Raw genomic sequence first — 21,203 nt, 5'->3', positions numbered from 1 at the left:
GTTAAAGTGTAAAAGTCTTTTATTTAAAAGGCGTCCGCTTAAATAGAAAGTTCAATTAATAATTCAAATAAAATATATGGAAGGGGGATAAATGAAGATAATTTCAATTTTAAATCAAAAAGGTGGGGTGGCTAAGACTACGTCCACTCAAAATATAGCCGCAGGTCTACATAGTCTGGGAAAAAAAGTTTTAGCTATCGACTTTGATCCCCAAGGAAATCTGACTTCTGGTTTTGGTCTGGACAAAAGAAATCTAGACTATACTGTGTATGATCTCCTAAAGGCCAAGTCCTTTGGGACAAGTAAATTAAATTTTGGTGATATAGTTGTAGAAACTTCATTTGCCGATATACTTCCAACTAATATAAAGATGTCAAAGGTTAACTTAGAATTAGGAGGAGTCCCTGGAAAGGAAAGTCTGCTCAAGGAAATTTTAAAAGATGTCTATGGATATGACTATGTCCTCATTGACTGCCCACCTAGTTTAGATACCCTTACATTCAATGCTCTTATGGCATCCCACGAGGTATATATCCCAGTTCAGACAGAATTCTATGCACTAGAAGGAATTGTAGAACTCATGGATACCATAGATATCGTTACTCACAGAATGAACGATGGCCTTAGAATCGGTGGGATCTTTGCTACCATGGTAGATTCTAGATCTAAACTTCATGTAGAAGTTATCGGACAGCTAAAGAAATTCTTCGGAGAGAATATGTTTAAAACTTTAATCAGAAGAAATATAAAGGTAGCAGAAGCATCTTCCCATGGGACCAGTATCTTTGATTATGCTCCTAGAAGTAATGGAGCCAAAGATTATAAGTCTCTTTGTGTTGAAATAATTAACAGGGAGGAGAACTGTGAGTAGATTAGGAAATAATCCTCTGCTTAATAGGGGGCTGAAAAAAGAAACCTTAGATCTCCCCAAGGAAAAAATAGTAAAGCAATATGGAAGAATGGTTCATATGCGTCACGAGCTCTTGGATCAGGTTGATTTTGGGGACCTGACTTTCATAAACAGACTTTCCATGGATGATTCTGAATTGAATGAACTCAAGGAAAGTATTAGTGCTATAGGGCTCTTAAATATAATATATCTTCAGGAAAAGGAAGATGGAAAATTTAGAATTATTAGTGGTCTTCGAAGAGCCAGTGCCATAAGGGAACTTTATAGAGATGAAAAAGAAGTTAAAGCCAAGGACAGGGTGGTTATATTTGATAAAAATACTCCATACAGTCTTTTAGATACCATTTCCATCGATGAGAATTTAAAGAGAAAAAACTTAACTCTACTGGAACAATCCTATAAGTTTAACAAGGAAGCTGCCAGAAAAGATAAATCTATCGAAGATATAATAACCGGATATAATATCAGTAAAAAAACATATTATAGAATTAAAAATGCTATCACCTATCCCATGGAGATCAGGGTAATTATAGAAGTTTTAGGAGCAGATAAGGCAGAACTATTAAATAAGATTGTCAGTAAACTGAGCTCAGAAAAAACTACATCTGATATTGTAAAAGAGTATAAGGATTTTAACCGAGATGAACTGAGGGAACTATTAAAAAACTTAAACCTATCGGAAAAACCAAAAAAAATATCTATAAAATACACTACCAAAGGATTTAATTTTTCTGTAAAGAAAAAAATCCCTTCAGAAGTTAAGGAGTATTTTGAAAAAATTAAAGAGATGATGGAAAAAGGGGACTATACCTTTATAAAATAAGTAGCGTAAGACTGTATCCAATTAAATAAAAGTAGGTGATTAGATGAATAAAATAAAGTTTATACCCAGAGATCCGATTAAACCTATCTTCGCAATAAAAATCTCTCCTACACTCTCCAAAGTTTTAGCTACTCTTTTGGATGGAAAAGAGAGATTAAATCTCCTAAAAAATGTCTTGGGAATAGATCCCAAAAGGGTAATAGGATTAAAAAATGTCTTAGATGAAAATAAAAATAATGGAACTATTGTTATAATCTATGATTATATCTATGAAAAAATTATGCCAAAATATGACATACCCAGTGATGATAAGGGATTCTTTAAATTTAAGATCTATGATATGGATTTTAATACAAATATCAACATTGAAGATCTCATAAAAAAATAAAAAATTATAATTAAAAGATGATTTCTGTATTCTACAGGAGTCATCTTTTTTAGATCCATTAGTATCTGTGGTTGCTATCTATAGATTGTAAATCACTGTAATTTAGTCTCTATTTATAGCCCAAAAACGTCTAATGAGAAGACAATTTGTCTTCTCATTAGACGTTTTGTCCACTGGTTATACAAATCTAAAAATGTGCTCTCTACCCCAATATTACCAAGGGTTTAAAGACCTCGTAGTTTGGCGTATTTCGACTATAGGGGTACAATCACAAGGGGAAGTTTTTAGGAGAGCACAGGAGGCAAATGAGGGGGTGTTTTTGAAAAATGTATAATGTACAATTGATAATGGGGGGAAAGAAGGTTTTAACTCCTCCTTTTTATGTTTTCGCAGGTTACAAATATTAGAAAAATATTGTAATAAAAAATAATTTTCTAAATGTAAGATCAGAGAAACCAAAGCGTAACGACTATAAACTTCGCTTAAAATACTAACCATTACTACTTCTGTTTCCTTTTGACATCGTAATTTTCTTATAACTAGAAGAAAAATTTGTACTCGCCAATCGGGAAACTATAAGAAGGAAGAGTTAAAGTCAGACCTTAGTCAGGCTCAAGAAAAAAATTCCCTCTGTGAACCTCGGAAATCTCTGCGTTGAAAGTTTTTAATCTGAGTAATCTGCGACAAAAAAGAAAATTGTATTTCATAAGCCGCTCACTAGACACTCGTTTTCTAGTGTTTAGTTCCCAGGTTAGAGTATAATTTCTCGGTCTTTTTTTATTGTTCTATCATATTTTTGGTGTTGACAACAATATCATATTTATGTTATGATTATTGAAATTTATAATAATAATCAATAACTCATATAAGCTAGAAATATGGTCTAGTGTCTCTACGGTTAACCCTAAATTAACCTCTATGGGTGAAAAGTAAAGGCAGGAGTCTATACTCTTCACACATAGTTTTTGTAGAGGGTGGACTACGGTCTTTTTTTTATACCTTTTTTTTAAGATATAATTAAAAATATACTATAGATCATAAAAAATTAGTATTTTATCATTTTAATTTCAATATAAATTAGGAGGTTTATTTTATGTTAAACGGAAAAATAATTAAAGAGGCTATCACATTTGACGATGTATTATTAGTACCACAAAAATCAGAGGTTTTACCCCATGAGGTATCATTACAGACAAAATTAACTAAAAAAATCACCCTAAATATTCCATTTTTAAGTGCTGCTATGGATACTGTTACAGAATCTAAGATGGCAATCTCCATGGCACGTGAAGGGGGCTTAGGATTTATCCATAAAAATATGTCTATCAAGGACCAAGCTGCTGAAATAGATAAAGTTAAAAGAAATGAATCTGGAATGATTACAAACCCTATCATCTTACATAGAAATTCTATTCTTGCTGATGCAGATAAAATTATGGCAACCTACAGAGTTTCTGGATTACCCATTGTAGAAGATGACGGAACATTAGTAGGAATAATTACAAATAGAGATTTGAAGTATAGAAAAGATCTTAGCCAGAGGGTAGAGGAGATCATGACCTCTAAAAATCTTATTACAGGATCTGTTGGAACTACTCTAGATGAAGCCAAAGAAATTTTATTAGAAAATAGAATCGAAAAATTACCTATCGTAGATAGTGAGAATAAATTAAAAGGGCTTATCACAATAAAAGATATAGATAATTTAGAAGAATATCCAAACGCCTGCAAGGATATAAAGGGTAGACTAAGAGTCGGAGGAGCAGTTGGAATTGGAGAGGACACCATAGAAAGAGTAAGTGCATTAGTAGAAGCTGGTGTGGATATTATCACTGTAGACTCAGCCCATGGTCACTCGCAAGATGTTCTTAATATGATAAAAAATATCAGAAATAAATTTCCTGAATTAGATATCATTGGAGGGAATATAGTAACAGCTCAAGCTGCCATTGATCTAGTAGAAGCTGGTGCTACTGCTGTAAAAGTAGGAGTAGGACCTGGTTCTATCTGCACTACTCGTGTTGTGGCAGGAGTAGGAGTTCCTCAATTAACGGCAGTTAATGATGTATATGAAATTTGTAAAAATTTGGAAGTAGGAGTTATTGCCGATGGTGGAATAAAATTATCTGGAGATATTGTTAAAGCTCTAGCTGCTGGTGCAGACTGTGTAATGGTAGGAGGACTTCTTGCTGGTACTGAGGAAGCTCCAGGAGAAGAAGTTATCTTTAACGGAAGAAAATTTAAGGTATATGTAGGTATGGGATCTATGGCTGCTATGAAAAGAGGATCTGGAGACAGATATTTCCAAGGGAAGGCTAAAAAATTAGTTCCTGAAGGAATCGAAGGAAGGGTAGCTTATAAGGGATCGTTAGCTGATGTTATCTTCCAACTTTGCGGTGGAATTAGAGCTGGTATGGGATATTGTGGTACTCCTACAATAGAAGTTTTAAAAAGAGATGGAAAATTTGTAAAGATCACAGGATCGGGATTAAAAGAATCTCATCCTCATGATATAGATATTACAAAAGAAGCTCCTAACTATACAACTTAGTAGAAATAGTATTAGAAAAAAAGCCAAGCTTTAGCTTGGCTTTTTTTTTGATACAGATATGTTTTTATAATCAATCAAATAATTAACCCTTATACCACACATAAAATGATCCAAATTCTACTAAATATTCAATGATTCCTTGGTCTTCAATAGATTCTAACATGTCTATCTCCTCTTCGGGATCCGCTTTTAAATTTTCCATGATACTCTCTACTAGATCCGGCTGGGTCATTCTAAAAAAATACTCTAAAAATTCTAACGATCCGTCAAATGTATCAAGGTTTGAAGCTATCTCTACTAATTTAATTTCATCTAAATCAGGTGTCTTCTCGGCTATATAGACGATCATCTTTGACAGGCACTCCATCTGATCCTCATCTATCTTACCTGCTATCTCCTCTAAAAAATCATTGGCTCTTTCCTCATTCCAAAGTTTTTTTAATTCTTCCTTTAATTTTTCATAGTTATTTTTTTCCATCTTTTCCTCCATAATTTATTCTTTTCTTATTTTATCATAAATTTTTCTAAAAATTATATATATTTAATATTGTTCATATTCCCCTAAAAATCAAGACTTCCATAACAAAAAATTAAGGCAATAAGAAATAAATTAATTATTTTTTGACATACCTCCGCTAAAATGTTATTGTTGTATCAATAAAAAAAACAAAATTTAAAAAGTGGAGGTCAAAACATGAGATTACTGATTAATGTTTCTATAATAGTTTCTATGTTAATAATTATAAACATAATTATAAACATAATAAATAATATTAGTTGTGATCTTTATAGTACAAATTCCACAGTTTTTTTAAAACTATAGTTTTTTAAAAAAATTAATTATCTAGGAAAGAGTAGTATAGGAGCAGCTAATAATATTAGTTGCTTATTTTTTTATAAAAAAATAAAACTTTAGGAGGTTATAGAGATGATAAATACTAAAAAAATATGGATGAATGGTGAGATGGTCGATCATGATAATGCTAAGGTTCACGTTTTATCCCATGTAATGCATTATGGATCTAGCTTTTTCGAAGGAATTAGAGCTTATAAAACAGAGGAAGGTACAGCAATATTTAGATTGGATGAACACATCGATAGATTATATAACTCTTGTAAAATCTATAGAACTGATATTCCATATTCTAAAGAGGAGATTAAAAAAGCTATCTTTGACACTATCAAAATCAATGGTATCAAAACAGCATATATCAGACCATTGGTATACAGAGGATACGAATCTTTGGGAGTAAATCCATCTAACTGTCCCGTTGAAACTATGATAGCTACCTGGGAATGGGGAGCATATCTAGGAGAAGAAGCTCTGACTAAAGGAGTAGATGTCTGTGTATCTTCTTGGAGAAGATTAGCACCAAATACAATGCCTACAGCTGCCAAAGCTGGTGGAAACTATCTAAGTTCCCAACTTATAAAGATGGAAGCATTAGAAAATGGTTATGACGAAGGAATTGCATTAGATTATTCAGGAAATGTCAGTGAAGGAAGTGGAGAAAATTTATTTTTAGTTTCTGATGGAAAGATATATTCTCCTCAATCAGGATCTTCTGCACTTACTGGTATCACCCGTGATTCTGTAATAAAAATAGCCCGTGATCTAGGTTATGAAGTTGTTGAAGAAACAATCTCTAGAGAGTCTTTATACACAGCCGACGAACTATTCTTTAGTGGAACTGCTGCTGAGATAACACCAATAGCAAGTGTTGACAAGATTAAAATTGGAAGTGGTAAAAGAGGTCCTGTTACAGAAAGAATACAAAAAACCTTCTTTGAGATGACTGAGGGTAAAAAACCTGAATATAGTTCTTGGTTAACCTACGTAAAATAAATATTTAATATAAAAAATTAAAAATTAGGAGATCGACATATGAGAAGTGATGAATTAAAAAAAGGAAGCCAAAGGGCTCCCCATAGATCTTTATTAAAAGCTTTAGGGCTTATAGATGAGGAGATTAAAAGACCGATTATAGGGATTGCTGGTTCTTATAATGAAATTGTTCCAGGACACATCCACTTAGATAAAATAATTGACGCAGTTAAAACTGGAGTTAGATTAGCTGGTGGTGTCCCTTTAGAATTTAGTACCATTGCTATATGTGATGGCTTAGCTATGAATCATAACGGGATGAGCTTTTCCCTACCAAGTAGAGAAATTATAGCCGATTCTGCTGAGATCAGTGCTATGGCAATGCCCTTTGATGCTCTGGTATTTATTCCAAGTTGTGACAAAGTAGTCCCTGGAATGCTTATGGCAGCAGCTAGATTAAATATTCCATCGATTTTTATCAGTGGAGGACCTATGCTCGCTGGTATATTTAAAGGTAAAAAAATTGGATTGAGTAATGTTTTTGAATATGTCGGTGAATATGAAAATGGAACTATGAGCTACGAGGAATTAACGGAAGCTGAAAATGCTGCCTGCCCAACATGTGGATCGTGTTCTGGTATGTATACTGCTAACACAATGAATTGTCTTACAGAAGCTCTTGGAATGTCTTTAACTGGTAATGGAACTATTCCAGCTGTATTCTCAGAAAGAATTAGACTGGCTAAAACTACTGGGATGCAAGTTTTAAAATTATTAGAAGCAGATTTAAAACCTAAAGACATAATGACAAGGGATGCTTTTTATAATGCTGTAGCCGTTGATATGGCTCTTGGAGGATCTACAAACTCAAGCTTACACCTTCCTGCTATTGCCAACGAATGTGGGATCGAACTAACTTTAAAAGAATTTGATAATGTTTCCAAGGAAGTTTTACAAATATGTAAATTATCTCCTTCAGGGGAATATTTTATAGAGGATCTGCATATGGCAGGTGGAGTTTCAGGAGTTATGAATGTTTTACAACAAAATGATTGTTTGAAGGAAGCTCCTACTGTAATGTTAAAATCTCAATTAGAAGTTGCTAAAGCTAGTAAGGTATTGGATGACAATATTATTAGAAGTTTTGAAAATGCTTATTATAAAAATGGAGGCTTAGCAACTCTATATGGAAACATAGCAGTAGATGGAGCAATTGTAAAAGCTGGAGCAGTAGATAAAACAATGATTACACATTCTGGCCCTGCTAGAGTTTTTGAAAATGAAGAGGACTCAGTAAAAGCTATATTAGGTGGAAAGATAAAAAAAGGAGATATAATTGTCATTCGATATGAGGGTCCAAAAGGTGGCCCTGGTATGAGAGAGATGTTAGCTCCTACAGCTACACTAGCCGGAATGGGTCTCGATAAACATTGTGCTCTTATTACAGACGGCAGATTTTCTGGTGCCAGTCGTGGAGCAGCTATTGGTCACGTGTCTCCAGAAGCAGCGGAAGGTGGACTTATTGGTCTTGTAAAAGAAGGAGATCTTATAGAGATCGACATTCCTAATAGATCTATCTCTTTAAAAGTAAGTGATAGCGAGATAGAAATTAGAGGAGCCAACTTTAAACCTCTAGTAAAAGAAGTAAAAAGTAGTTACCTTAAAAGATATCAACAAGTTGTCAGTTCAGCTAGTAAGGGAGCTGTCGTTTTAAAAAATTATTAATTTTATTTAAAAAAACAAATATAACTAAGAAGGGTGTATTCTAATGAAAAATATTAATGGAGCTAGAATAATTCTAGAAATTTTATCCAGACATGATTTAACTACAGTTTTTGGTTATCCTGGTGGAGCAGTAATACCTCTCTATGATGCTCTCTATGACTACAAAGATAAGATAAAACATATTTTTACAAGGCACGAACAAGGTGCCACCCATGCAGCAGATGGGTATGCAAGAATTAGTGGAAAAACAGGAGTTTCAATAGCTACTTCAGGACCAGGTGCTACCAACACAGTAACTGGAATAATGACTGCTCATATGGACTCAACACCTCTACTGGTTATTACAGGACAAGTTCCTAGTACAAGTCTAGGTAGCGATGCTTTTCAAGAATCTGATATTACAGGAATTTCACTTCCTATAACTAAACACAGTTATCTTGTCAGAACCATCGAAGATCTACCTAGGATCTTAAAGGAGGCTATCTACCTTACAAATATAGGTAGACCTGGGCCAGTCCTTGTGGATATTCCAAAAAATATCCAACTAGAGGAGATCTCCTACGAAAAATTTGAACAACTTTATAGAACTGAAAATAAACCAACTTCTACATACCATCACCTCTACGAGAGTCCAGAAACTAAATCTGTAGATCTCATGATAGATATGATTAAAGAGAGCAAAAGACCCCTTATCCTTTCAGGAAATGGTATTGTTAAATCTAGAGCCCAGGAAACATTAACAGATGTTATTAAAAAACTTGATATTCCCATGACGTCTACCCTTTTAGGATTAGGAAGTCTACCACACAATGATATCCATAATCTTCATATGCTAGGAATGCATGGTACGGCTTATGCTAATTATGCTGTAGATGAAGCCGATCTGATAATAGCTCTAGGAATGAGATTCGATAACAGAGTCACTGGAAATGTCCATAGATTTTGTGAAAATGCAAAAATTATACATATAGATATTGATGAAGCTGAGATAAATAAAATAAAAGAAGTTGATCTGCATATTGTTGGAGATTTAAACGGTATACTAAAAAAACTTTTAGAGTCTAGCTATGAAAAACAACATCCTGAATGGATGGAGAGAATCTCAGAATTAAAGAAAAAATTCCCCCTCTCTAGAGAATTCTCTGAGGATGAGATCAGCCCTCAGCATCTAATTTCTAAAATAAGTCAAATAACTAAAGGCGATGCAATCATCTGTACAGATGTTGGGCAACATCAGATGTGGGTAGCACAATATTATGAATTTAATAAAACTAATAGTATAGTAACCTCTGGAGGAGCAGGAACCATGGGATTTGGTTTGCCTGCTGCTATAGGAGCTAAACTAGCTAATCCCGATAGAGATGTTGTTGCTATTGTAGGTGATGGTGGATTTCAAATGAACTCTCAAGAACTCATGACCATCTCACAATATAATTTAAATATTAAAATCATTATTGTAAATAACTCATTTCTTGGAATGGTCAGACAGTGGCAAGATATGTTTAATAATAAAAGATATTCATTTGTTGATTTAGAAGTAAATCCTAATTTCGTAACTTTAGGAAAAGCCTATAGAATTGATTCTTACAGGGTGGAAAAAAACGATCTTCTCGATGACCTCCTAGAAAGAGCATTTGAAACTGATAAACCAGTATTGATAGATGCTGTTGTTGTAAGAGAAGAAAATATATTTCCTATGATTCCATCTGGGAAATCTGTAGATGAAATGATTTTATCGAAGGAGGATAGATGAGAGAATACCAAGCTTTAGTGATTATGAAAGATATTCCAGGGGTATTGTCTAAAATTTCTGGATTATTTTCCAAAAGAGGTTTTAATATCAATGGAATTACTTCTGGAGTCAGTGAAAGAGATGGTTTTTTTAGAATGACAATCTCTGTTATTGGAAACAAAAAAATTATAGAACAAATAAAAAAACAGGTTGGAAAACTTGTCGATGTAGTGGAAGTGCAGATTTTTGATAGGGCGAGAACCATCAAAAGGGAATTAATTTTAGTCAAAATAAAAACTGATTTCAAAACTCGTACTGAGCTTATTGAAGTTGCTGACATATTTAAAGGAAAAATTATTGATATTTCCCATGAATCACTAATTATAGAATTAATTGGAGATTTGGATAAGATAGATGGATTTTTAAGGTTGATCAAAAAATTCGAGGTCTTAGAGATCTCTAGAACAGGAATAACAGCTATGCATAGAGGAGAAAAACAATAAATAAAAATAAAATCAGGAGGATTCATCATGACAGAATTAAAAGTTTTAGAGGGTAAAAAATTAACGGTAGTAGGGTATGGAAGTCAAGGGCATGCACATGCATTAAATCTTCATGATTTAGGAATGGATGTAACTGTAGGTCTTAGAGAAGGATCTAAATCCTGGAAAAAGGCTGAAAAAGCAGGAGTAAAAGTAGCTACAATAGGAGATGCAGTAAAGGGTGCCGATGTAGTAATGATACTTGCTCCAGATGAAGCCCAGCCTGCTATATATGAAAATGATATAAAGGATAATTTAAAATCAGGAGCATATTTAGGATTTGCCCACGGATTTAATATTCATTACAAAAGAATCACTCCGAAAGAAGATATAAATATATTTATGGTAGCTCCTAAAGGACCCGGACACATGGTCAGGGAGATATTTGAAGGAGGACATGGTGTTCCATGTTTAGCAGCTGTTCATAAAGATCTAAGTGGAGATACAAAAGAGATCGCTTATGCTTGGGCAAATGGTGTAGGAAGAAAAGTTGGAGTAATCGAAACCACATTCCAAGAGGAGACTGAAACTGATCTATTTGGAGAGCAAGCTGTATTATGTGGAGGAGTTACTGAACTTATGCAGGCTGGGTTTGATACTTTGGTAGAAGCAGGGTATAATCCTGAAGTAGCATATTTTGAATGTGTACATGAGATGAAATTAATAATCGACCTGGTATATGAAAAAGGATTTGCAGCAATGAGAGATTCTATCTCAAATACAGCTGAATATGGCGACTATATCTCTGGTAAAAAAATAATTACAGAAGAAAGTAAAAAAGCTATGAAAGGTATTTTAACAGATATTCAAAATGGAACATTTGCTAAAAGTTTCATAGAAGAGACAGAAACAGGATATAAATTTATGGATAAAGAAAGAGATCAGTATTCTGACTCTAAAATTGAAGAAGTTGGATCAAAGATGAGAAAGATGGTATTTTCAAAATAAAAATAAAAATTTATATAAAAAAAGAAGGGGGTTATAAAATTGGAAAAAAGAAAAATAATAGCTTATGGGGTTCGACAGGACGAATTAGAAGCTTTTAATGGATTTTCTGAGCTATACAACATAGAGTTAAAAATCATAAATAAACCACTATCTAAATTAAATTTAGAGGAATCTTTAGGTTATGAATGCATTTCATTTACAAGTAGCTGTAATTTTAAAAAAGAAAGTCTAGAACTTCTAAAAAAAAATGGAGTTAAATTTGTTGCTAGTAGAAGCATAGGTTATGATAACGTAGATTTAGATATAGCAACAAAACTAAGTATCAAGGTCAGCAACTCTTCCTATTCCCCCTATTCCGTTGCTGAATTCGCAGTAATGTCTATGATGAACTTACTCAGACACCTCCCTCTTGCAATAAAAAAAGTAGGAATCAATGATTTTTCTCTGAAAGGTCTAAAAGGAAGAGAGTTACAAAATCAAACTATTGGTGTAATAGGAACAGGTAAGATTGGAAAAACAGTGATTAAATGTTTGAGTGGCTTTGGATCTAAAGTTATTGCCTATGATCCTTTCCCTTCTGATTTAGAAGATATAAACTATGTTAGTTTAGAGGCATTAAAAAAACAGTCAGATATAATAACCCTCCATGTTCCTTTGACTGAGGAAAATAAACATATGATAAATTCAAATTTTTTATCTTCTGTAAAAGACGGAGTACTCATAGTTAATACTGCTAGAGGAGAACTTATTGATACTACAGATCTTGTGGCAGGATTAAAATCAGGAAAAATTGGAGGAGCAGGTCTTGATGTTGTCGAAGGAGAGAATGGAATTATGTTTAGAGACTGTTCTAAAAGGCAGATTGATAATGATAATTTGGTAATTTTAAAAAATATGCCTAATGTTCAGATAACTCCTCATCTAGCTTTCTTTACACATCAGGCGGTCTCAGATATGGTAGAAGTTTCTCTAAAAAATTTACTAGAATTTTCTACTACAGGAGATGCAACTAATTCTTTAAACTAAAATTTAAATAAATTAAAAATTATAAAATCGATAAATTCATAGAATGAAAACAGAAAAAAAATTCTGCTTTTTTTATTTTTTTGATCTTATAAAAAATTATGACTTATAGGTGATTATATAAAAAGTTACCATCCCTTACAAAATATAAATTATGATTCCCCTTCTTTAACTATCCTAATTTAATGTCAATTTAATGTAAACAAATAAGAAAAAGTTTGAAATCGAGCAAAAAAAATTGTATCCTATTCATAGAATATGATTTTATAAATAATAAGGGATGAGGTGGTTATTAATTGAAAGTCTTAATTATAGAAGATGACACAGATATCAGGGAATTAATTAGTTTTTTTATGGAAAAAGAGGGATACGAGGTAATTGAAGCTAATGATGGGGTAGCTGGATTAAAATTAGCCAAAACTTATCATCCTCATATTATTATACTCGATCTTATGCTCCCCCATTTGGACGGGAAGAGTTTGGCACAAATGATAAGAAAATCGGAAGATAAATACGGTAATCCCAAGATAATCATGCTTACGGCCAAAACTGATATAGAGGATGTCTTACTAGGTCTCGAAGTAGGAGCAGATGATTATATGAAAAAACCATTTGACCCTAGAGAGTTGGTTTTACGAGTAAAGAAACTTTTAAACAGTGAAACAAAAATTAATACTAAAAAATATTTGTTTAAAAATATAACTATTGATACCGACAAACACTTAATTTTAGAAGATCAAAATGAAATTCCCATGTCTAAAAAAGAGTATGACCTTTTACTCCTTCTTATAAAAAATAAAGGATTAGTATTAACTAGAGATAAAATATTAGATAAGGTATGGCAGAGTAACTATTATATAGGTGATCGTACTGTAGACATGTATATTTCAAAAATAAGAGATAAGGTAAAAAGTATCTCAAAAGATATCAAGACGATCAAGGGGGTTGGATACAAATTAGAAGAAAAGATTTTATAATAATAATTTTTATCCTTCTGGTAGAGGTTCTATATGTAAGGTGGAACACTTTTAAATTAACGGAAATCAGCATAAGTAATGTAGAAAATTCTCTTAGAAATGATGCTTATTTGATCAAAAATATTATTTTACAAAATTCCTCTGAAAACTATGGGAATCTCTTTAAAAAAACACAAAAAAGATTTATAATTATAGGTTTAGATGGAAAAATTTTATTTGATAGTATGGAAGATAAATTTATTGATTCCATAAAAAATTACCACAGTCGTCCCGAAATTTTAAGTGCACTAAAAAATAATGAAGGCTTATCTACACGGAAAAGTGAAATCACTAAAAAAGAAATGATGTATTTTGCTCTTAAATTAAATTCATCTCAAATTATTCGTGTTTCTGTAACATCTAATAATGCTCTCAAACATATAAAACTCAGTACTTATGTTCATATTATCTTATTCTCACTTTTAAACCTCTTTGCACTTATAAGTTATCAATTTTATTTAAAACGCTACCTTTTTGACAGGATCGACCAAATAAAAAAGATGTTAGAAGACGGTAATGAGATAAAAGAAGTAGTCACAAAAGGTGACAAATGGTTGTTTAAATTTTGGGAAGTTATTAAGGAGTGGCAAGATAATAATCTTAAAAATATAGAAAAATTAAAATTAGAGAAAATTAAATTAAATAACATCATATCATCTGTCGATATGGGGATTATCTTAGTTGATTCCGAAAAAAAAATCAAATTAAAAAATAATGCCATTAATTTTATCTATATAAAGAAAGATATTGATAATTATGAAAACGATATCAAATATCCCGAAATCATTAAATTTATAGACCGATTGATCTCAAAAAAAGAAAATAATATCTCCGAAATTTACTTAGATGATATTCAAAAATATGTATTACTTAGGGGGAAATATATGAAATCCCGAAAAGAATACCTTTTTACCATAAAAGATATCACAAGAAACAGGGAAACTATGGAGGTTCAAAAGAATTTTATCACCAATGTAGGACACGAGTTGAAGACTCCTCTCACTAATATTATGGGATATTTAGTTGCTCTAAGAGAGGAAGACGATCCCCTTAAAAGAGATAAATTTATCAACACCATCGAAAGAAATGCAGGTAAATTAGATAATATTTTAATGGATTTTTTAAATCTATCTAAGATAGAGAGCAGTAAGGTCATAAATTTAGCTCCCATTCATGTAAATTTTTTGAAAGATGAGATCAACAGATCTCTTGAAAATCAAATTGAGTCAAAAAAAGTTGATCTTTCCTATAAATTAGATCTACAAACTGATTACATAAGGATAGATTTTGAAAAAACTACCATGATTTTAAAAAATCTCATTGAGAATGCTATTATTTATAATATCAATACTCCTAAAATAAAAATTACCATGGAAGAAAAATTTGATAAATATAAAATTTCTGTAAAGGATAATGGTATCGGAATGAATAAATCTGACACCTATAAGATATTCGACAGATTTTACAGGGTAGACAAAGCAAGAACTAGCAATGTAGCAGGTACAGGATTGGGCTTATCCATAGTCTATGAATTAGTCCACCTATGTGGTGGGGATATAGATGTTAAATCTAATAAGAAGGGAACTCTATTCACATTTACTATGATAAAATAAATAGCAACGTGACATTGCATCCTTGCAGGTGTAAGCTCCTATACTATAAAAAATGGAAAGTGTATCCATACACTTTCCATTTTTTATATTGAACTAATCCTATGATACAAGTATCATATTATTAGTTTATGAAAAAATTAAAAATAAAATATGGGGGGAACAAATGAAAAAATTATTTATGTTAGTTTTCTTATTATTAAGTTTAGCAACTTATAGTAAGGCTAAGATCAATGTAGGGGTAGTCCTTTCTAGTGGGGGATTAGGTACAGGGTTTAATCAAATGGCTTATGATGGTTTAAAGAAAGCGGAAAGTGAGGGGCTTATCACTTTTAAACATGTAGAACCTTCTAATATAACAGAGGATTTAGTATTTTTAAGAGATTTTTCAAGGGAAGGAAACTATGATCTTGTCATTGGAATGGGAAGTGTCGTAGCTGAATCTATAAAAAAAGTAGCCACTGAATTCCCGGATCAAAAATATGCTATTGTAGGAGGTACAATTACTGTGCCTAATACTGTTACTATTGATTTTGCTGAACAAGAGATGAGCTTTTTAGCGGGTGCATTAGCTACCATGATGAGTGACAACAATAAAATCGGTGTGTTACTAGGAATGGATAATAGATCTTTCAATAGATTTAAACACGGATTTACCCAAGGTGCAAAATATGTAGATTCAGATGTTATGGTTATTACATCTTATATGCCTACGACTAGTAGCAATCCTTTTAACGATCCTGTTACAGGAAAAAATATCTCTAATCTTATGATATCTAGAGGAATTGATGTTATTTTACAAGTTGCTGAAGGTACTGGACAAGGAGTTTTTGAAGCAGCTAAAGAAAAAAAGATCTATGCTATCGGGTCTGATATAGATCAAGATGGAGAGGTTCCAGGTTCTATTTTAACTTCTGTTAGAGTAAGAATTGATAATGCCGTTTATAACCTAACTAAAGAAGTTAGAGAAGGTAGATTTAAAGAGGGATACAGACAATCTGGCTTAGCTGAAAATGGTGTTTCTCTGACTGATTTTAATTACACTAAGAAACTTATCGGCTCTAATAAATTAGCTGAATTAGATAGGATGGAAAAAGATATTATCTCTGGAAAGATCATAGTTTCAGAATAAAATCCCAAAATAACGATTTAACCTTAAAAAACAACTTAATTATCTAAGTTAGGTTGTTTTTTAGTTCTCAAAGATTATATTTATTAAGTGATGATAAAAATAACATAGATTTGTGTTTTGTCATCACTGTATCGTTATAATTTATATAATAACTAGCAGTTACTATATAATCCCTTATTAATTATATTTTTATTTTATCTTATCTTATCTAAGATCATCACTTTGTGTTTCGCAATAAAAAATATACTTTGCACGAACCTTATTATAATGTTAAAATATACAGTATTATAATTTATAAGTGATGAATTAGGAGGAAAATATTATGACATATACATTGATAGCTACTTCTACAATGGGAGTAGAAAGTATATTAGCTCAAGAGATAAAAGATTTAGGATTTAAAAATGTGGTTACCCACAATGGAAGAGTTGAATTTGATGGTGGGATAGAAGATATAATTAAAGGTAATATTTGGCTTAGAACTGCCGATAGAGTTTATCTAAAGATGGGAGAATTTAAAGCTTTTACTTGGGATGAATACTTTGAAAAAGTAAAGGAAATCGATTGGATGAGTGTTTTACCAATCAATGCAGAATTTCCAATCTCGTGGGTTAGTTCTGTTAAATGTAAACTTTTTTCAAAATCCGATATGCAAAGAATGGCTAAAAAAGCCATTGTTGAAAAACTAAAAATTCAGTATCAACATGATTATTTTAGTGAAGAAGGAGCTCTTTACAGGGTAAAAATTATTGGAAATAAGGATACTTTCGTAATGATGATCGATACTTCTGGTACTCCTTTGCACAAAAGAGGGTACAGAGCTCATTTAAACGAAGCTCCTATGAAAGAAACTTTAGCAGCGGCACTTGTTAAATTATCTAAATGGAATGGTGGAGATCGTCCTCTTGTTGACCCTATGTGTGGGACAGGAACTATCTTAATAGAGGCTGCTATGATTGCTAGAAATATCGCTCCTGGAGTAAATAGACGTTTTGCTTCTGAAGATTGGAATATTATTGACGGGCAGCTTTGGTTAGACGCTAGAGATGAAGCCTTTACCCATGAAGATTATGAGAAAGAAGTTAGAATCTATGGATCAGATTTAAATGCTGAAACGATTGAAATTGCAATAGAAAACGCTAAATTAGCTGGTGTAGAAAATGATATATTATTTGAAACAAAACATCTATTAGAATTTGAGTCTATGGCTGAATATGGATCACTTATTACTAACCCACCTTATGGAGAACGTCTATTTGATTTGGATCAAGTTGAAAAATTATATAGAACATTAGGAGATATTTGTAGAATGAGATGTAAAAAATGGTCTTATTATATAATTACGTCTCATGATGGTTTTGAAAAATTATTTGATAAAAGAGCTGACAAAAATAGAAAGCTATATAATGGTAATTTAAAGTGTAGATATTACCAGTACTATGGTCAAAGACCTCCAAGATTACATAAGGATTAATTATTTTTACTGTTGCTTTATTCATAGAATAATTTTTTTTCAATGATTTAGTAGAAGCAATTAAATAAATTAAAATAGTATTTATACAGCTCTATTTCATTATATAAAAGGAGGAAGGTATGACATTTAAAGAGTTTTTTGAGGTAGGACAAACATTTGAGGACTATGTAGAGGTAGGCAGCCAAGAGGAGAGGGATAGAATTCCTAAAAACTATTCCAGAATAGATCTCCCTATGGATCTAATCAATGAGATTAAAGAGATTCCAGATAGGATCTATATCTTAGCTAGTGGTGAGATGTGGTGCCCGGACTGTCAATTAAATATAACTGTGGCTAAAAAATTAACCGAAATCAACGACAATATCAAACTTTCTATAATATCTTTAGGAAGAGGTGCAAAATATTTAGCACCTCTACTCAACTTAGAGGAATTTAAAATACCTACAATGGTAATTTTAGATAAAGATTTCAATCAGCTAGGGTTATTTTTAGAACAGCCTAAAACTATGAAAAAATCGGGGAAAAATGATGAAAATAAATTATTTTATCTTAAGGGGAATTTTCTTACAGACACTGCTAGAGAACTGGTTCAATTAATTAAAGAGTAGCTATAAAAAATAACCCTTAGACAAAACTTAAAAAAAATGAATTATTTTTTTAATATATGGTAAAATAGAATCTCATAATTTAATTATTTCTTGAAAAGTCTAGTATAATGTGTTATATTTAATTATAGATAATATCTACCTTTTTTAAAAGTTAGTTATGGAGGAGTGCACTATGATCTCATGGATTAAAAGATTTTTAAAGTTAAAAATAAAGATAAAAAAAATATAAGCAAGCTACAACAAAATTAAAAAAGTTTTTATACTGTAACCTGCGAATTAGACACTAGAAAAGTAGTGTCTAATTTGCAGATCTTTTATATACCAAAAAAAATATTAAGGACTAAAAAAAGATCTCTAAAGTTCTAGAGATCCTTTTTTTTAGTTATTTTTTGATTCTAACATCTCTTTCATACAGTTTACAAGTGTACCTTTTTCAAGATGAAAATTTATACATTCACAGCATTTCCCATGTCTTGGACACTCTATATTTGTACATACACACGTTTCTTGGTTACAACTCATCTTAACCCCCCCTGTTATTTTTTTAAATTTTATAGTGTTTCTTTTAAAACTTCCATAATAAGAATAACATAAGTAGATTTTTCTGTCGATAATATACTACATAAATAAAAAATACTTAGAAAGATGAGGGTCTATGAAAAAACTATTATTTTAATAATTTGACAATAGTGAAGCTATGTTTGTATAATGTTAACGATTTAAGCATTTTTTAATCATTTGTCAATTAAAATTGAATTTTTGATAGAAATTTCAATTATTCATACTTATTTAGGATAAAATTATTTTAGGAGGCTAAAAAATGGAACACATATTTAATCCAAAACTATTTACCTTACTTAAAAGAGGTATTGATAAAAAGCAAGTCACTTCCGACATATTAGCAGGAATTGTTGTTGCTATTGTTGCCTTACCGCTTGCCATTGCCTTTGCAGTGGCTTCGGGAGTTTCTCCAGAAAGAGGAATAATAACATCAATTATTGCAGGGTTTTTTATCTCTTTATTAGGAGGAAGTCGAGTACAGATAGGTGGTCCAACTGGAGCTTTTATTGTTATTGTATTTGGTATAGTAGAGAAATATGGTATTAATGGTTTAATCATTTCAACTATTATGGCTGGAATAATATTAATAGTATTTGGACTATTAAAATTAGGAAATCTATTGAAATATTTTCCTAACTCTTTAATCATTGGGTTTACAAGTGGAATTGCATTGGTTATTTTTTCAACACAAATAAAGGATGCATTGGGCTTAAATATCATCGAGGTACCGTCGGAATTCATTGATAAATGGAAGCTCTATTTTACCCACCTAGACGAAATTAATATGGTAGCTTTAACTATTACAGTAATAACTATATTAATATCCATTTTTTCAAAAAAATTTGTAAATAAAATACCAGGATCATTTATTGCAATTATATTTATGACCATTGGAGTACAGTTATTTGATCTTCCCGTTACAACAATAGAATCATCATTTGGAGAGATTCCAAATCATTTTAATTTTGCAATTCCATCCTTTGCTTTCAAGGATTTAGCTATATATATAGGTCCTGCCATTACCATAGCCTTGCTAGGTAGTATTGAATCTTTACTTTCTGCCGTTGTTTCCGATGGTATGATAAGTGGAAATCACAGATCTAATACAGAACTTATAGCACAAGGGGTAGCAAATATAGTTACACCATTTTTTGGTGGTATCCCTGCAACAGGAGCTATTGCAAGGACGGCTACCAATGTAAATATTGGTGGGCGAACTCCCATCTCAGGAATAGTTCATTCTATAACACTATTACTAATTATGCTTTTATTTGGTAGATGGGCAAAGTTAATCCCGATGTCTTGTCTTGCTGGAGTATTAATCGTTGTAGCTTTTAATATGAGTGAATGGCGTTCATTTAGATCCATCCTGAGAGGATCGATATTTGACATTATTATTCTATTGTCAACTTTCATATTGACTGTTTTGGTTGATTTAACAGTAGCTATACAGGTTGGAATAGTTTTATCTGCCCTATTATTTATGAAGCGTATGGCTGATATCAGCGGAAAAATACCCCTTGAAATGGACAGTGATTTAATTGAAGATTATTCAGAAATACCAAAAGATATTTCAATCTATGAAATAAGCGGACCGCTTTTTTTTGCATCGGTAAAACAATATACAGAAGTAATAAAGAGAATAGGACTTAAGAGTAAAGTTTTAATAATTCGTATGCGTCATGTGCCTTTTGTTGATTCTACTGGTCTAGAAAACCTTAGAGGAGTCATAAAAATATTAAAAGACTATGGTGTGACAATAGTTTTATCTGGAGTTAATGAATCTGTTCTAAAAGATTTTGAAAAACATCAATTGATTTCATTGGTCGATAAATCTAATATCCATGATTCCTTTGAAAAAGCTATAGACTATTCAAAACAACTCTTAAATAATAAGCCTAGTTCAAAAAAAAATGAAATCATTCTAAATTTTTAATTAATACCTTGTCTAATCTAGCTATCTTTTGGCAGTTAGATGTTTATGGTAAAGTAAAAAGACAGCACAGTTGCAAAGTAAAATGTCAGCGTTTTAGCAATAAATAAAAAAAGACCATTGATACATATCAAATTACACTCTAATAATTTAAGTGACTAAACTAAATTTATTAGGGAGTGTGAAAGGGTGTTGCCAATGATCAATAAATATAATATCAAAACTATGTATAAACTGCAAGGAAAATCTTTGAGAGTTATTTCTGAAGAAACAGGTCATTCATTTAGAACCGTTAAAAAATATGCTACCATGGAAGATTTTAATGTAAAATTAAAATCCAGAGTATATTCTTCTAGATTAGATCCATTTAAAGAAACTATCTTTACTTGGTTGAAAAATGAT

18 protein-coding genes, 1 pseudogene and 1 riboswitch are annotated in these 21,203 nt (G+C 31.7%); of the genes and pseudogenes, 17 read left to right on the top strand and 2 right to left on the bottom strand.

The genetic code is table 11. The features are described 5' to 3' along the window. Positions 1–91 precede the first annotated feature (91 nt). From V5784_RS00575 to guaB, 4 genes are all read left to right on the top strand, one after another. Positions 92–871 (top strand): ParA family protein, encoded by a 780-nt coding sequence (locus tag V5784_RS00575; protein WP_336887105.1) that lies wholly within the window; start codon positions 92–94, stop codon positions 869–871. Next, positions 864–1,733: a ParB N-terminal domain-containing protein gene (locus V5784_RS00570; RefSeq protein ID WP_336887104.1), complete on the top strand. Its 870-nt coding sequence runs from the start codon at positions 864–866 to the stop codon at positions 1,731–1,733. The genes V5784_RS00575 and V5784_RS00570 overlap by 8 nt, the downstream gene beginning before the upstream one ends. A 43-nt stretch (positions 1,734–1,776) precedes the next feature. Beyond that, positions 1,777–2,121, top strand: a complete 345-nt coding sequence (locus tag V5784_RS00565) for a hypothetical protein (RefSeq protein WP_336887103.1) — start codon at positions 1,777–1,779, stop codon at positions 2,119–2,121. Between the two features lie 841 nt (positions 2,122–2,962). After that, positions 2,963–3,060: riboswitch (purine riboswitch) on the top strand. Between the two features lie 154 nt (positions 3,061–3,214). Continuing rightward, positions 3,215–4,672, top strand: a complete 1,458-nt coding sequence (gene guaB, locus V5784_RS00560) for an IMP dehydrogenase (RefSeq protein WP_336887102.1) — start codon at positions 3,215–3,217, stop codon at positions 4,670–4,672. Positions 4,673–4,754: 82 nt separating this feature from the next. Here guaB and V5784_RS00555 read toward each other — a convergent pair whose 3' ends face one another. After that, complete coding sequence (locus V5784_RS00555; RefSeq protein ID WP_336887101.1) at positions 4,755–5,150, bottom strand: hypothetical protein; 396 nt, start codon at positions 5,148–5,150, stop codon at positions 4,755–4,757. Positions 5,151–5,600: 450 nt separating this feature from the next. Here V5784_RS00555 and V5784_RS00550 point away from each other — a divergent pair, with 450 nt between their 5' ends. The 11 genes from V5784_RS00550 (at position 5,601) to V5784_RS00500 (ending at position 18,307) form a co-directional block, all read left to right on the top strand. Continuing rightward, positions 5,601–6,518 carry a branched-chain amino acid transaminase gene (locus V5784_RS00550; protein ID WP_336887100.1) on the top strand — a complete coding sequence of 306 codons (918 nt, stop codon included), beginning with the start codon at positions 5,601–5,603 and terminating at the stop codon, positions 6,516–6,518. Positions 6,519–6,557: 39 nt separating this feature from the next. Continuing rightward, the gene (gene ilvD, locus V5784_RS00545) at positions 6,558–8,222 is read left to right on the top strand and encodes a dihydroxy-acid dehydratase (protein ID WP_336887099.1); all 1,665 of its coding nucleotides are present in this window, start codon (positions 6,558–6,560) and stop codon (positions 8,220–8,222) included. Positions 8,223–8,265: 43 nt separating this feature from the next. Beyond that, the gene (gene ilvB, locus V5784_RS00540; RefSeq protein ID WP_336887098.1) at positions 8,266–9,975 is read left to right on the top strand and encodes a biosynthetic-type acetolactate synthase large subunit; all 1,710 of its coding nucleotides are present in this window, start codon (positions 8,266–8,268) and stop codon (positions 9,973–9,975) included. After that, positions 9,972–10,457, top strand: coding sequence for an acetolactate synthase small subunit (gene ilvN / locus V5784_RS00535; RefSeq protein WP_336887097.1), 486 nt, complete (start codon positions 9,972–9,974; stop codon positions 10,455–10,457). Before ilvB ends, ilvN begins: the two co-directional genes overlap by 4 nt. A gap of 27 nt (positions 10,458–10,484) precedes the next feature. Next, positions 10,485–11,444, top strand: coding sequence for a ketol-acid reductoisomerase (ilvC, locus tag V5784_RS00530; RefSeq protein ID WP_336887096.1), 960 nt, complete (start codon positions 10,485–10,487; stop codon positions 11,442–11,444). Between the two features lie 39 nt (positions 11,445–11,483). Further along, positions 11,484–12,470: a D-isomer specific 2-hydroxyacid dehydrogenase family protein gene (locus tag V5784_RS00525; protein ID WP_336887095.1), complete on the top strand. Its 987-nt coding sequence runs from the start codon at positions 11,484–11,486 to the stop codon at positions 12,468–12,470. A gap of 293 nt (positions 12,471–12,763) precedes the next feature. After that, positions 12,764–13,444, top strand: coding sequence for a response regulator transcription factor (locus V5784_RS00520; protein WP_336887094.1), 681 nt, complete (start codon positions 12,764–12,766; stop codon positions 13,442–13,444). A 110-nt stretch (positions 13,445–13,554) separates the two neighbouring features. Next, positions 13,555–15,096, top strand: coding sequence for a HAMP domain-containing sensor histidine kinase (locus tag V5784_RS00515; protein ID WP_336887093.1), 1,542 nt, complete (start codon positions 13,555–13,557; stop codon positions 15,094–15,096). Between the two features lie 163 nt (positions 15,097–15,259). Then, complete coding sequence (locus V5784_RS00510) at positions 15,260–16,225, top strand: BMP family ABC transporter substrate-binding protein (RefSeq protein ID WP_336887092.1); 966 nt, start codon at positions 15,260–15,262, stop codon at positions 16,223–16,225. Between the two features lie 322 nt (positions 16,226–16,547). Continuing rightward, positions 16,548–17,699: a class I SAM-dependent RNA methyltransferase gene (locus V5784_RS00505; protein ID WP_336887091.1), complete on the top strand. Its 1,152-nt coding sequence runs from the start codon at positions 16,548–16,550 to the stop codon at positions 17,697–17,699. 119 nt (positions 17,700–17,818) lie between these two features. Beyond that, the gene (locus V5784_RS00500) at positions 17,819–18,307 is read left to right on the top strand and encodes a thioredoxin family protein (RefSeq protein ID WP_336887090.1); all 489 of its coding nucleotides are present in this window, start codon (positions 17,819–17,821) and stop codon (positions 18,305–18,307) included. 378 nt (positions 18,308–18,685) lie between these two features. Here V5784_RS00500 and V5784_RS00495 read toward each other — a convergent pair whose 3' ends face one another. Then, a complete protein-coding gene (locus V5784_RS00495; RefSeq protein ID WP_336887089.1) occupies positions 18,686–18,829 on the bottom strand; it encodes a hypothetical protein in 144 nt (47 codons plus the stop codon). A 298-nt stretch (positions 18,830–19,127) separates the two neighbouring features. Between V5784_RS00495 and V5784_RS00490 the strand changes: the two genes are divergently transcribed. Further along, the gene (locus V5784_RS00490) at positions 19,128–20,804 is read left to right on the top strand and encodes a SulP family inorganic anion transporter (RefSeq protein WP_336887088.1); all 1,677 of its coding nucleotides are present in this window, start codon (positions 19,128–19,130) and stop codon (positions 20,802–20,804) included. Positions 20,805–20,999: 195 nt separating this feature from the next. Beyond that, positions 21,000–21,203: pseudogene (locus V5784_RS00485) on the top strand (IS21 family transposase); the annotation flags it as partial.

It is taken from the genome of Psychrilyobacter sp., from assembly GCF_037132775.1.
Taxonomy (GTDB): domain Bacteria; phylum Fusobacteriota; class Fusobacteriia; order Fusobacteriales; family Fusobacteriaceae; genus Psychrilyobacter.
Note: the sequence above shows the minus strand (reverse complement) of the source record. Positions and strands in the feature narration are given on the sequence as shown.